Raw genomic sequence first — 12863 nt, 5'->3', positions numbered from 1 at the left:
AAAGAAGGCGTTCACCGAATGACAAACTGGCTGCAAGGCGGCGGCGAAATGGTCGAACGGGTCCGGCATCACGACTGGGCCAATACGCCGCTGGGGCCATTGGAACACTGGCCGGATGTGCTGAAGACCACGGCCGCCCTGTGCCTTGCCTCCAGATTCCCCCAGGCGATTGTCTGGGGGCCTTCGCTGATCACGCTGTACAACGACGGGTTTGTCCCGATTCTCGGCGACAAGCCAGACGCACTCGGGCGGCCTTTCAATGAGATCTGGCAGGAAGCCTGGCCCCAAATCAGCCCGATCGCCAACGCAGCCTTCGCCGGTGAAGCCACCTTTATCGAAAATTTCCCGTTGATTGTCGAACGCGGCTGCGCACCGGAGCAGGCGTACTTCACCTTCTGCTACAGCCCGATTCGCGACGTGCAGGGCAACGTGGTCGGCATGCTCGACACCGTGACCGAAACCACCGCCACCGTCGAACAGTCCCTGCGCCTGGCCGAGTTGAATGCGAGCCTGGAGCACCGCGTCAACGAAAGAACCACCCTGCTGACACAGACCGAAGCGGCGTTGCGCCAATCGCAAAAGCTCGAAGCCATCGGCCAACTGACCGGCGGCGTGGCTCATGACTTCAACAACCTGCTGACCATCATTCGTTCATCTGTGGACTTCCTGCGCCTGCCCACCCTGTCTGAAGAACGTCGCCAGCGCTACATGAGCGCCGTCACCGACACCGTGGAGCGTGCAGGCAAATTGACCAGCCAGTTGCTCGCATTCGCCCGCCGCCAGCCGTTGAACCCGGAAGTGTTCGATGCGGGCCAGCGGGTTAAAAACATCGGCGACATGCTGGAGACCGTCACGGGCGCGCGCATTCAGGTGCGGGTCGAGTTGCCCGGGCAACCGTGTTATGTGCGTGCCGACTCCAGCCAGTTTGAAACCGCCTTGATCAACATCGCCCTCAACGCCCGGGACGCGATGAACGGCCAGGGCACCCTGACCCTGAGCGTGGGCGCCGACCAGGCACTGCCGAGCATTCGTGGTGATGCAGGCTCGCGCCAGGCATTTATTGCGATCTCGCTGACTGACACCGGCAGCGGGATTCCCGGCGAGGCGTTCGAGCGCATCTTCGAGCCCTTCTTCACCACCAAGGAAGTCGGTAAGGGCACGGGCCTGGGGCTGTCCCAGGTGTTCGGCTTCGCCAAGCAGTCGGGCGGTAATGTCGATGTGGCCAGCAACGTCGGCCAAGGCACGGTGTTTACCCTCTACTTGCCCCAGGTTGTGCCTGAAGAGGGCTTCGAGTGCGGCGCCCAAGAGACTTGCGAGCTGATCGCGGACAGCGCCCAGCGCCATATTCTGGTGGTGGAAGACAATCTGGAAGTCGGCCGCTTTGCCAATCAGATCCTCCAGGACCTGGGCTACCAGACCACCTGGGCGACCAATGCCGAACAGGCGCTGGAACTGGCCGGCGCAGACGCAATGGGATTCGATGCGGTGTTTTCCGATGTGGTAATGCCCGGCATCACTGGCGTGGCGCTGGCCAGGGAATTGCGGCGGCGCAGGCCCGGCCTGCCGGTGGTGCTGACCTCGGGCTACAGCGAGGAACTGGCGGAAAGCGGCTACGAAGGCCTGGTTTTCCTGCCCAAGCCCTACTCTGCGGACCAGGTCTCAAAGGTGCTGGCCAGGGCGCTGCTCAAAGGCTGAGCCCTACTCCGCCACGGCCACCTGATTACGCCCCAGGGCTTTGGCGCGGTACAGGGCCTTGTCGGCGGTGTTCATCAAGCCGTGCAGGTCTTGATCCACCGCGCGGGCCCAGGCAACGCCGAGGCTCGCTGTGAGCCCATGGACCGGTTCGCTGGTCAGCCCGGCGATGGCCTTGACCAACTGCTCGGCGATGTCCCGCCCGGTCTCAAGCGAAGTATCGGGCAACAACACCGCAAACTCCTCGCCCCCTAGTCGCCCGTACACATCAGCCTGGCGAAACGACGCGCTGATCACCCCGCCGATCTGCCGCAGCACCTGGTCGCCGGCCTGGTGGCCGTAGGTGTCATTGATGTTTTTGAAGTGGTCCATGTCCATCATCAACGCGCACAACGGCTGCTGGTTATGGCGACACTGCTCGTAGAGCAACTGCGCATGTTCGAAGAACGCGCGGCGGTTCATCAGGCCGGTGAGTTCATCGGTTTGTGCGGCGCGGGTGGAGATATTGTGGGCACGTTCCATTTGCCGGGTCAGGCGAAAGGCCTTTTCCAGGGCGTCGGACAGCTTGCGCGTGGCGCTCACCACGAACGATGAAAACACCAGGACTGCCAGGCCTACGCCCACTTGCATCGGTGACGGCTGAAACAGCAACCACAGGGTGCATGGCATCAGAACCAGCGCCATGGACACCAGCGTCATATAGCGATAAGCCGAATAACACGAGACCGCGCTGACGGACATGCCCACGGTAAACAGCATGATGAGGGCCTGGGACAGCCGGTCGTCGGTGGGCATCAACGCCAGGGCGCCGGCGCCCCACACACCGGCGGACAACATCAGCGTCAGCCAGTAGCGACGCTCCCAGCGCGCGGGGGTACGGTCACTGTTGGGGCAGCGAAACCAGGCCATGAACATCGAGATACGCAGCAACGATGTGCCCGCCAATACCACCAGCCACACCAGCATCACCCGGTGATCGAAACGCTCCCAACACAGCCAGCACAGCATTGCTGCCGCCATATAACTGCCAAAAATGGCCGCAAACGACTGACGAAACAGTTGATGCAGTCGATCTGTTCGTACCTGCTCCTCGATGAAGCAATCCTGGTCCTGCCCACGCCCAAGGCCATTCATTTGGTCCGCCTGATCATACTGCCGCGACAAAGTGCCATTGTGGCATCCTGCCAGTACCCCTAACAACTGAATCAAGCGTGCTAGAGCGCCGAAAGCAGGATAAATATAGGCGAACACCTTCTCTCTCGCTCCAAGGATCAGAGCCTATCCATGAATACCCGCCCAATAAACACTTCACGATTGATCCTCAGGAACCCAACGGTCGACGATGTGGCCAGTGTATTCGCCATCTATGGCGACCCCGAGACCAACCGCTACAACCCGGCGGGGCCCTTGGCCGACCTGCACCAAGCCAAAACCGCCCTGGATCGCTGGCTCAAACACTGGGCAGAACATGGCTTTGGCCAATGGGCGATTGCAACCCGAGAGGCGCCAGAGTGCGTGATCGGCTTTGGTGGCATCACGTTGTACAACTACAACGAGGCTGAACGGATCAACCTGGGCTACCGCTTCGCGACCAGCGCCTGGGGCAAGGGCTTTGCGACAGAGCTTGCCAGGGCTGCGTTGCAATTTGGCTTTGTCGAGCTGGACCAGCCGCAGGTGTACGGCGTGGTCCGCCCGGCGCACCAGGCGTCAATCAACGTATTGGAGAAAATCGGCATGCAACGTGTCGACGAACTGGACGATGTGCCCGGTCAAGCGCCGAGCCTGGTGTATGTCGCCACCCGAGCCCCCTGACCTATGTATCGCAGTGTGTCCAAGCCACCCTGCGATACATAAGCTTTAACCCAACGGTTTTCTCGAAACAGGCCGGATACACAACTACGTTCAACTGTGAGCCAGGCACACAACCCGCCGCTGGAGGCTCACCATGCACACTCAATTGAACACCCCACACGGCTTCAAGCCCCGCCGCCTTATCGGCGCGTCGCTGCTGGCCTTTGCGCTGTTGCAGTTCGGTGCCCTCGGCGTTGCCGGTGCACAAACCGTTCAAGCGCCAGCGGTCGCCAGCGCGAGCACCCACAGCGCATTCGGTGCGCTGAAGCATGTGAAGGCCGGCTTGCTGGACGTGGCCTACGCCGAAGTCGGCCCGGCCGATGGCCCGGTGGTGGTCCTGCTGCACGGCTGGCCCTACGACATTGACAGCTATGCCGAGGTAGCGCCGCTGCTGGCCGCTCAAGGCTACCGGGTGCTGGTGCCTTACGCCCGCGGCTACGGCGACACACACTTCCTGTCGGCCAAGACCCTGCGCAACGGCCAACCGGCCGCACTCGCCGTCGACCTGATCGATTTCATGGACGCACTGAAGATCAAACACGCCGTGCTCGGCGGCTACGACTGGGGCGCACGCACCGCCGACATCGTCTCGGCGTTGTGGCCTGAGCGGGTTAAGGCACTGGTATCGGTCAGCGGCTATCTGATCGGCAACCAGGCTGCCGGTAAAAACCCACTGCCGCCCAAGGCCGAGTTGCAATGGTGGTACCAGTTCTACTTCGCCACCGAACGCGGCGCCGCCGGCTATGCAAAAAACACCCACGACTTTGCCAAATTGATCTGGCAAATCGCCTCGCCGAAATGGGCGTTTGACGACGCCACCTTCGACCGCAGCGCCAAGGGCCTGGACAACCCCGACCACGTCGCCGTGTCGGTCTTCAACTACCGCTGGCGCCTGGGCCTGATCCAGGGCGAGAAAAAATACGCTGCACTGGAACAGAAACTCGCCACTGCCCCGTCCATCAGCGTGCCCACCATCACGATGGAAGGCGACGCCAACGGCGCACCACACCCGGCGGCAGAAGACTACGCCAAGCGCTTTACCGGCAAGTATGAATACCGATTGATCACCGGCGGCGTTGGCCACAACCTGCCGCAGGAAGCTCCGCAAGCCTTTGCCAAGGCGGTGATTGATGCGGACCATTTGTAATGAAAAAGGCCGCCCGTAGGCGGCCTTCACTTGGAACGTTTCCAGGCGGCTTATTAAAAGATCGCGTAGGTGTAGTTCAAGATCAGGCGGGTTTGATCCTGATCAGCAGTGCCGGTGTTGTGGCCGTGGTAGCTACCGGTACGCAAGGTGGTACCGAAGCCTTTCAGCGGGCCTGCTTGCACGACGTAATCAAGACGGAAATCGGTTTCGCGCTCCGACTGATCGCTGCCACCGGCAACCTTGGACTTGATGTCGCTACCGTTGAGGTAGGCAATCGAGGCTTTCAGACCAGGCACCAGGGTTCTGAAGTCATACAGGTACTGGCCGAAATTGACTTGCTCGCCCGCACGGGAGAACTGGCCAACCACGGCGTCGGTGAACAGGTAGAAGTCGGAGCCGGCCGCGCCTTGCGCGGTTGGGTCGGCGATGCTGCCCTGGTTCACCCAGACGAAGCCGCCGTCGTCACTCACACCAATGTGGCCGAGCATCAACTGGCTGCCGCCCAACTGGTAGGTGAAGGCAGCACTGTAGGTTTTGTTGTCGACTTCACCGGCATGCTTGGCATAGCCGCCGTTGTTGTTGAACGCGTAGCCAGCCGAGCCGTTTTTACCGTCGCTGGTGCTGTCGAAATAGCGCAGGTCGGTTTTGAACGATTGGTCATTGCCCAACGGCAGTACGTGCACCAAGCCGAAATAGTTCTGTTTGTAGAAGTCTTCCAGGTCGGCGTAGTAGTACTGCAGCGTCAGGTTTTTAGCGATGACGTTGTCGGAAGAACCAAACGGCTGGTAGTCAACACCACCGAAACGGAAGCTGTCGCTGTCGCGAGTGGCACCGGCGACGCTCAAGCCAGTGGAGTTACTCGATGCACGACCTTCGGCCTTGTTCAACTCGCCGCCCGTGAAGGTGACGTTAGGAATGTCCTTGGAGGTCAGGATGCCGCCGTCAAAGGTTTGCGGGGCCACACGGCTGTCGTTGGACACCAGGATAGGCAGGATCGGGGCCAAGCCACCGCCCACGTGCAATTCGGTCTGGGAAATACGGAATTTAACGTTACCGGCTGCGCGACCGAAGCTGTCAGCAGGCTCGGTGCCATTGTTCTTGACCGGAAAGAAGCTGTTGCCGTTACCCGTCAGGCCATTACCCGCTGCGTGGCCATCGCCACCGTCCAGACGCAAGGCGCCAAAAGCCATCACGTCAAAACCCACGCCTAAGATGCCTTGGGTGTAACCGGATTTGTAGTCGAAGCGCAGCGCTGTAGCCGTTTCGCGCAGGTCGTTCGCGGTGCCGGAGTGAACGTCGGCATTGTAGTACATGGTGCGCGAACTGATCGAAGCGTGACTGTCTTCGAGGAAGCCACTATGACCGTTACCCGTGCCGAGTGAGCCAAGACCAAAGTCATCTGCACTGGCGTGTTGTGCGAGGACAGCCGCGGTGATAGCCAAAGCTAATGTAGAGAGTTTCATTTACTGCGCCCCTGTGAACATTATTTTTTTACTGTCCTTCGAGCGAATACCGTTGCAGCCCTGCAAACGCTGCGGATTGTGGCATGGGGCTTATGGCTGGGAATGTGAAATTTTTGTCATGTGACAATGAAAAAACCGTCATGAAAAGGCCGTACAAGACGGCCTTTTTTGACGGTTCAGGAACCTGAAGTTGTATGCAGGCTATTAGAGCGCTCTGCCCTGATTGGCCTGGAATCTGCCGCGAAAATGCGAAAACTGGTAGGCAACTGCCAGCCATACAAACCACGCAGGCATCGCACAGAGCGCCAAACGTGTGTCTGGGCGAAGTGCCAGTAGGCACAAAACAAACGCCATGAACGCCAGGGACACCCATGCCATTGGTACGCCACCCGGCATTTTGTACAGCGATTTTTCATGCAGGTCCGGTCGCTTTTTACGGTAGGCGATGTAGGACGCCAGGATGGTCGACCAGGTAAAGATCACCAGAATCGCCGAAACGGTCGAGACGATGGTAAAGGCCGTCATCACTTCCGGGACTATAAACAGCAGCAATAAGCCGAGCAGCATCAGGAAGGTGGTAAACGCCAGGCTGATAAACGGCACACTGCTTCTCGACAGACGCCGGAAAATTCCCGGTGCGTCGCCCAAGTCCGCCAGGCCAAACAACATGCGACTGGCCGAAAACACCCCGCTGTTGGCCGACGAAGCCGCCGACGTCAGCACCACGAAATTCACAATCCCTGCCGCCGCAGGAAAGCCCGCCACCAGGAACAGTTCAACAAACGGACTCTTGCTGGGCGACACCTGCTGCCACGACGTCACGGCGATGATGCACGCCAGGGCCAGCACGTAAAACAGAATGATCCGCAGCGGAATCGAGTTGATCGCCTTGGGCAGCGTCTTCTCTGGCGAACGGGTTTCAGCGGCCGCCGTGCCGATCAATTCAGTACCGGCGAACGAGAAGATCGCCATCTGAAACCCGGCAAAGAAGCCGAACAACCCGTTGGGGAAAGCTGCCTGCTTATCCAGCAAATGGCTCAGGGAAGCCGTGACGCCGGTGGGTGACACAAACGAGCTGGCAATCAACACCACGCTCACGCCGATCAACGTCACCACGGCGATGATCTTGATGATCGCAAACCAGAACTCCACCTCACCGAACAGCCGCACCGTCAGCACACTCAAGGCAAACAGGGTGAGCAACATCGCAATCGCCGGGATCCACGCGGGCACGTCCGGGAACCAATACTGGAAAAAGCCCCCCACCACCACCGCATCACCCACCACCGCCACGCTCCAGCTCAGCCAATACGACCAGCCGAGAAAAAACGCCGCACGCGGCCCCAGGTAAGCACCGGCAAAGTCGGCGAAGCTCTTGAAGTTCAGGTTGGATAACAGCAGCTCGCCCATGGCGCGCATCACGAAATACACGAACAGCCCGATGATCATGTAGATCAGGATGATCGAGGTACCCGACAGCGCAATGATCTTGCCCGAGCCCATAAACAGGCCGGTGCCAATCGCACCGCCCATGGCCATCAGTTGAATATGTCGGTTGCTGAGGGTGCGTTGCAAAGCGGGCTTTTCAATAAGCCCGGGCGCGGTTGTTTTCATCACAAAACCTCTTGTTATGTTTTTGAGTTTTGGCAGAAAAAAAGTCAGGCGTTTCTTGTTGTTGGTATGGCGTGGGAATCAGGCTTGTTTGTTCTCGAAACCATGCAGCACGTTGACGGCATTGATGCCGATTTCATCGACCATGTAGCCGCCTTCCATCACAAACAGGGTGGGCACGCCCACGCTGGCGATGATTTCGCCGATGCCCAGGAAGTCGCGGCTTTCCAGCAGGAAATGACTGATGGGATCGTCCTTGAAGGTGTCGACGCCGAGGGAAATCACCAGCACCTCTGGCGAGAACTTTCGCAGTTGATTACAGGCGTCGAGCAGCGCGTCTTTGTAGGTGCTCCAACCGGTGTTTTTCGCCAGCGGATAGTTCAGGTTGAAGCCCTCGCCCGCCCCTGCACCGCGCTCGGCACTGAAGCCCGAATAGTAGGGATACGACACTGCCGGCTCGCCATGCAGGGAGACGAACATCACGTCGCTACGGTCGTAGAAAATGTTCTGCGTGCCGTTGCCGTGGTGAAAGTCCACATCCAGCACCGCGACGCGCTTGGCCCCTTGGGTGATCGCTTGTTGCGCCGCGATGGCCGCATTATTCAGGTAACAATAACCGCCCATGTATTCCCGCGCGGCATGGTGCCCGGGTGGACGGCACAGGGCAAAGGCACTGGTGTGGCCTTCATCGATCAACGCCAGGCCGGTGAGCGCGATGTCGGCGCTGGTCTTCACCGCTTGCCAGGTGGTGCTGGTGATTGGCGAGCCGGCGTCCATCGCGAAAAACCCGAGCTTGCCGTCGATGAATTCCGGCACCTGGTCATTGGCCAAATCCCGCACCGGCCACACCAGCGGCAAGGCGTCATGGGCACGGCCGATAGCGGTCCATTCGGCCCAGGCGGTTTCCAGGAAGGACACATAGCGTTCGCTGTGGGCGTTGACGTAACAGGCCCGGTCAAACTTGCGCGGCACGATGATATCGCCAAGGCCCACATGCCTGACGCGGTCACGCACCGTGTCGGCCCGGCTGGGTTGTTCGAAGGACGGCTTGAGCACGCCGTCCTTGAGTTCGGTGCCATGGTGCAAACGATGAGAATCGCTAAAAACAGTCAGCATGAAAGACATCCACCCGTGAAAGACAGGTGATTATTTTGTTCTGGCCTCGGTGGGATTTCTTTGCTTTTACGTGCGCCGATGCTAGCGTAATCGGGCACTTTTACCCCAAAGAGCCGCCATGAAGAAAAATAAAACCAAACAGGTCGCACTTGACGACACCGATCTCGCCATCCTCGCGTTGTTGCAGGCAGACGCCAGTATTTCCAACGCCGAACTCAGCGAGCGCCTGTCCCTGAGCCTCACGCCGTGCTGGCGCCGGCGTAAGCGGTTGGAGGAAGAAGGCGTGATCAAGGACTACCAGGCCAACCTTGATCGCAAGATGCTGGGGCTGGAAATCATGGCGTTTGTGCATGTGCGGTTTGCGGTGCACTCCGACCATACGCCGGAGGATTTTGAGGCGGTGATCAAGGAACTGCCCCAGGTGCAGTCGTGCCACAAGATCACCGGGGATGCGGATTATTTGCTGCAGGTGCTGGCGGAGGATCTGGACGCGTACAGCGATTTTGTGGAGAGCGTGTTGCGGCGGCAGTTGGGGATTGCGTCGATTCAGTCGAGTTTGGCGTTGAGGGAGGTGAAGGCGACGAGTCGGGTGGCGATTCCGGGCAGGTTGAAGCCGTGAGCGACTCGGTAAGCTAGCAACGCAAAACTATTGTGGTGAGGGGGCTTGTCCCCCGTTGGGCTGCGTAGCAGTCCTGTTTTTTGGGGGCGCTTCGCACCCCAGCGGGAGCAAGCTCCCTCGCCACGGGGTTAGTGGTTTTCTGCCAGAGCAGTGGCGTCTGACGGATTGCTGGGGCCGCTGCGCAGCCCAACGGGGGACAAGCCCCCTCGCCACAGGTTGTTCGGCGATTTCAGAATGCGCAGGTCCAAGAACATCTGACGGCTAGCGCAGGGACTGCTGCAAAAACTCACTGATCAAGCTGAGTATCTGCTGCTGAATCTGCGGCTTGGGACGGGCACCCTTGGCATCAAGGCAGATGAAGCCTTCACCGGGGTCGCTCTGTTCAATACGCTCCACCGCGCCCGGCTTGCAGATGGGCAAAAAGCTGAAGTGCGTGGCGTCGCTGATTTCCACGTAGCGCGAAGTCTTCTGCGGCAGGCGTTTGGCTAAGTCGGCAGATTCCAGTGCTGCAGGCAATTCCGGGGACGGTGTACCCGCAGCAATCACCAGCGTGGGCCGGTGCAGCGCCGCCAGACTTTCATCGCTGAAGCCGCGGGCGAAGCCCAGGTCCAGGGAAACAATGGCGCCCACGCGCTTGTCGCTCAAGTCCTCGGCCAAGCGCTGCTTCGCTTGCTCGGTACGGCCAACCTCGAGTTGTTCGTAGGCCTTGCAAGGGGCAATTGCCGCATGCGCCTTGCAGTCGTCGGTAAAGCGCTGCGGGTCAAAGCGGGCGCCGCCGACTTCCAGTGCCGTCCAGCCACCGAGCGAGTGCCCCACTACGGCGATCTTGTGGCTGGCCACCGCGCCAAAGCGTTTGGGCTGGGCGATCATGGCATCAATCACCCGGTGGATATCGAGCGGACGGTTCCATAGCTCGGAGGCGGCAGGCTGGGTCCGGTCCTTGCTGGTGGTGCCGGGGTGGTTGGGTGAGGCGACGATATAACCCTGTTGGGCCAACGCACTGGCGAGCCAGGACTGATTGATCCAGTTGCCGAAGATACCGTGGGAGATCACCACCAGCGGATGCTCACCGGCAGCAGGCGCAGCGTCCTTCAAGGCTGGCGCGCCGACAAAAACCGGATTGTCTGCTATCAGTTCTGGCGTGCCGGCAGCGTTGGTCGGGTACCACACCGCCACCTGCAACGGCCTGCCGTGTTCCGCGTCGGGAATCACTATTTCCTGGAATCCAATCCGCACGTTGGCCTGGGCCAGGCCGCAAACAACCATCAACAACAGAGCAGCACACAGCGTTTTCATCCTTGAGTTCCCTAAGTGGCTAAGCGCCATATTCTTGCACAGCTGGCCACAGTATCGACAGCTCCGTACCCGTCACAGTAACCTGCCCCACACACGATGAACGCAACGTATCCAGGGAGGGCAACATGGGCATTTGGGATCGTCTGTTTGGCGGGCGCTTTACCATGCCGCCTCCCGAAGAAACCAACGCCAGCCACGCAGCAATCATGCGGGAGATGCGCTCTGACGAATCCCCGGAACAGAGGCACGCACTCAAATCGCTGACCCAAACGCTGCTGGCTCACGCGCCAGAGCATGAAAGTGCCAGGCTGGTCAGGCGAGTGCTGCGCAAGTTCGCCATGGAGCAACACGCCGCCACCGCGCTGTCAGAGGGTTTGCTTGACGACACCCGGGGACAGAAACTCGACTATCTGGCGCTGCTGGCCGTTGATTGGCGAGGGTATGACGGCTTTGAATACCTGGCGCCCTACCTGGCAAGCGCCAGCGGCGTGCAAGAACCTTACGTTTACGTGCATGACGGCACTTCAACAATGCCCGAGGTGCTGGGCCGTTTCGACCAATGGCTGGCTCGATTCGGTAAGCGTTACGTTCACCTGGACTCTGGAGATGACGATTTCCAGGGATTTATCATCGATGCTGAACAGGTCGAGGCAATCATCGAGCTGGCGCGTGTAGCCGGTATCAACGCCAGCCTCGATAGTTTCTGATTTAAGGTAAATACCCATGTCCATCGCCGATAACCTGCTGGCCTTCACCTTCGCCGCCACGCTGCTGACGCTCACCCCCGGGCTGGACACTGCTCTGGTGCTCAGAACCGCAACGGTCGAGGGCAAACAACAGGCGTTGCGCGCCACACTGGGCATCAACGCCGGCTGTCTCTTATGGGGCGCAGCGGTCGCCTTTGGGCTGGGCGCGCTGATCGCGGTTTCAGAGGTGGCCTTCAACGTTTTGAAGTACTGCGGCGCCGCTTACCTGGCATGGCTGGGCCTGAACATGTTGTTGCGCCCGCGCAGTTCACTTGCTCCCGTCAAAGCCAACGGAAAACCCGGCGCAAACTGGTTCTTGAAGGGCATGATGGGCAACGTCCTCAACCCCAAGATCGGGATTTTCTACGTGTCTTTTCTGCCGCAGTTCATTCCCCAGGGGCATTCCCTGGTGGGTTGGACATTCGGGCTGGTGAGTATCCATGTGGTGATCAGCCTGATCTGGTCACTGATACTGATCGGCGCCACGCAGCCACTGGCCGGTGTGCTGCGGCGTGAAAAGGTGATCAAGTGGATGGACCGCACCACCGGCATGATCTTCGTGCTGTTTGCCGCGCGGCTGGCCTTCAGCAAGCGCTGAGGTCAGCGCCGGTCCCGGTGCCGCACCAGCCCTTCGAGGGTAAACCGCGCCTGCATCAGCACCACATCCCGCACCAGTTCCATTTCCTTCTGGTTCACTTCGGTCCAGTTCAAGGCAGAGAGCAGCTTGGGTTTCTGCACCCGAAACGCCAGGCCCTGGGTGAACAGCGCCATCGAGTGGATCACCGTGCGTTCGTCGTCAACGGCAAGGCCGGAAACGCGCGCGATCAGCAGGCGGATCACGTTGGCGATGCGCGCCTTGAAGCGTTCCTCGAACGCCATGGTCGCGCTTTCAGGGCAGAGCCCGGCTTGATGACGGTCAAGAAACGCACGCCACGCCGTGGTTTGAGGGCTGTCCTGAATCGTCGAGACCACGGCGCCGAGAATGCCCAGCGAGACTTCGATCAGCGCCTGATCGCTCACGTCTGGATCGGCCAGCGCGCCTTCCGCCGCCTCAACAGGCTCGGACATTTTTCGCCATAGCAGCGTGATCAAGTGCTCGACGCACGCCAGGTATACGCCTTCCTTGCCATCGAAGTAGTACTGGATCGCCGGTGCATTGACCCCGGCAGCGTTGGCGATGTCGCGCGTGGACGCGCCGTCGTAGCCGCGCTCGCCAAATACCTCTACGGCAGCCTCGACAATACGTGCGCGGGTTTCTTCACCCCGCTGATAACCCCCTTCGGCGGCCGGTTTATGTCGTGCCATGTGCAACTCCATTTCTA

The 12863-nt window shown here is 59.9% G+C and carries 12 protein-coding genes; 6 read left to right on the top strand and 6 right to left on the bottom strand.

Going from position 1 to position 12863, the window contains the following annotated elements:
• The first annotated feature begins 18 nt into the window (after positions 1 to 18).
• Entirely contained in the window at positions 19 to 1695 is a 1677-nt protein-coding gene (locus tag CEC48_RS13805) for an ATP-binding protein (RefSeq protein ID WP_088424265.1), read from the top strand.
• Between the two features lie 3 nt (positions 1696 to 1698).
• On the opposite strand, the gene CEC48_RS13800 is transcribed toward CEC48_RS13805, so the two are convergent.
• Entirely contained in the window at positions 1699 to 2826 is a 1128-nt protein-coding gene (locus CEC48_RS13800) for a diguanylate cyclase (RefSeq protein ID WP_088424264.1), read from the bottom strand.
• 150 nt (positions 2827 to 2976) lie between these two features.
• Between CEC48_RS13800 and CEC48_RS13795 the strand changes: the two genes are divergently transcribed.
• Entirely contained in the window at positions 2977 to 3504 is a 528-nt protein-coding gene (locus tag CEC48_RS13795; RefSeq protein WP_088424263.1) for a GNAT family N-acetyltransferase, read from the top strand.
• A gap of 133 nt (positions 3505 to 3637) precedes the next feature.
• Positions 3638 to 4690 carry an alpha/beta fold hydrolase gene (locus tag CEC48_RS13790; RefSeq protein WP_088424262.1) on the top strand — a complete coding sequence of 351 codons (1053 nt, stop codon included), beginning with the start codon at positions 3638 to 3640 and terminating at the stop codon, positions 4688 to 4690.
• 53 nt (positions 4691 to 4743) lie between these two features.
• Here CEC48_RS13790 and CEC48_RS13785 read toward each other — a convergent pair whose 3' ends face one another.
• From CEC48_RS13785 to CEC48_RS13775, 3 genes are all read right to left on the bottom strand, one after another.
• Complete coding sequence (locus tag CEC48_RS13785; protein ID WP_088424261.1) at positions 4744 to 6153, bottom strand: OprD family outer membrane porin; 1410 nt, start codon at positions 6151 to 6153, stop codon at positions 4744 to 4746.
• A 204-nt stretch (positions 6154 to 6357) separates the two neighbouring features.
• On the bottom strand, positions 6358 to 7767 hold the full coding sequence (locus tag CEC48_RS13780) for an amino acid permease (RefSeq protein ID WP_088424260.1): 1410 nt from the start codon (positions 7765 to 7767) through the stop codon (positions 6358 to 6360).
• Between the two features lie 78 nt (positions 7768 to 7845).
• Positions 7846 to 8880, bottom strand: a complete 1035-nt coding sequence (locus CEC48_RS13775; RefSeq protein ID WP_088424259.1) for a histone deacetylase family protein — start codon at positions 8878 to 8880, stop codon at positions 7846 to 7848.
• Between the two features lie 118 nt (positions 8881 to 8998).
• On the opposite strand from CEC48_RS13775, the gene CEC48_RS13770 reads away from it, so the two are divergent.
• Positions 8999 to 9499: an Lrp/AsnC family transcriptional regulator gene (locus CEC48_RS13770; RefSeq protein ID WP_088424258.1), complete on the top strand. Its 501-nt coding sequence runs from the start codon at positions 8999 to 9001 to the stop codon at positions 9497 to 9499.
• Positions 9500 to 9760: 261 nt separating this feature from the next.
• Here the strand turns inward: CEC48_RS13770 and CEC48_RS13765 are convergent, their stop codons facing one another.
• Positions 9761 to 10795 (bottom strand): alpha/beta fold hydrolase, encoded by a 1035-nt coding sequence (locus CEC48_RS13765; protein ID WP_088424257.1) that lies wholly within the window; start codon positions 10793 to 10795, stop codon positions 9761 to 9763.
• 125 nt (positions 10796 to 10920) lie between these two features.
• Between CEC48_RS13765 and CEC48_RS13760 the strand changes: the two genes are divergently transcribed.
• Positions 10921 to 11502: a hypothetical protein gene (locus CEC48_RS13760; RefSeq protein ID WP_088424256.1), complete on the top strand. Its 582-nt coding sequence runs from the start codon at positions 10921 to 10923 to the stop codon at positions 11500 to 11502.
• 16 nt (positions 11503 to 11518) lie between these two features.
• Complete coding sequence (locus CEC48_RS13755; RefSeq protein ID WP_088424255.1) at positions 11519 to 12139, top strand: LysE family translocator; 621 nt, start codon at positions 11519 to 11521, stop codon at positions 12137 to 12139.
• Positions 12140 to 12141: 2 nt separating this feature from the next.
• Here the strand turns inward: CEC48_RS13755 and CEC48_RS13750 are convergent, their stop codons facing one another.
• Positions 12142 to 12846, bottom strand: coding sequence for a CerR family C-terminal domain-containing protein (locus CEC48_RS13750; protein ID WP_088424254.1), 705 nt, complete (start codon positions 12844 to 12846; stop codon positions 12142 to 12144).
• Positions 12847 to 12863 lie beyond the last annotated feature (17 nt).

Origin of the sequence: Pseudomonas sp. K2I15 (assembly GCF_002204795.1) — a bacterium.
Classification (GTDB): domain Bacteria; phylum Pseudomonadota; class Gammaproteobacteria; order Pseudomonadales; family Pseudomonadaceae; genus Aquipseudomonas.
This window is presented reverse-complemented; position numbering and strand designations above follow the sequence as displayed.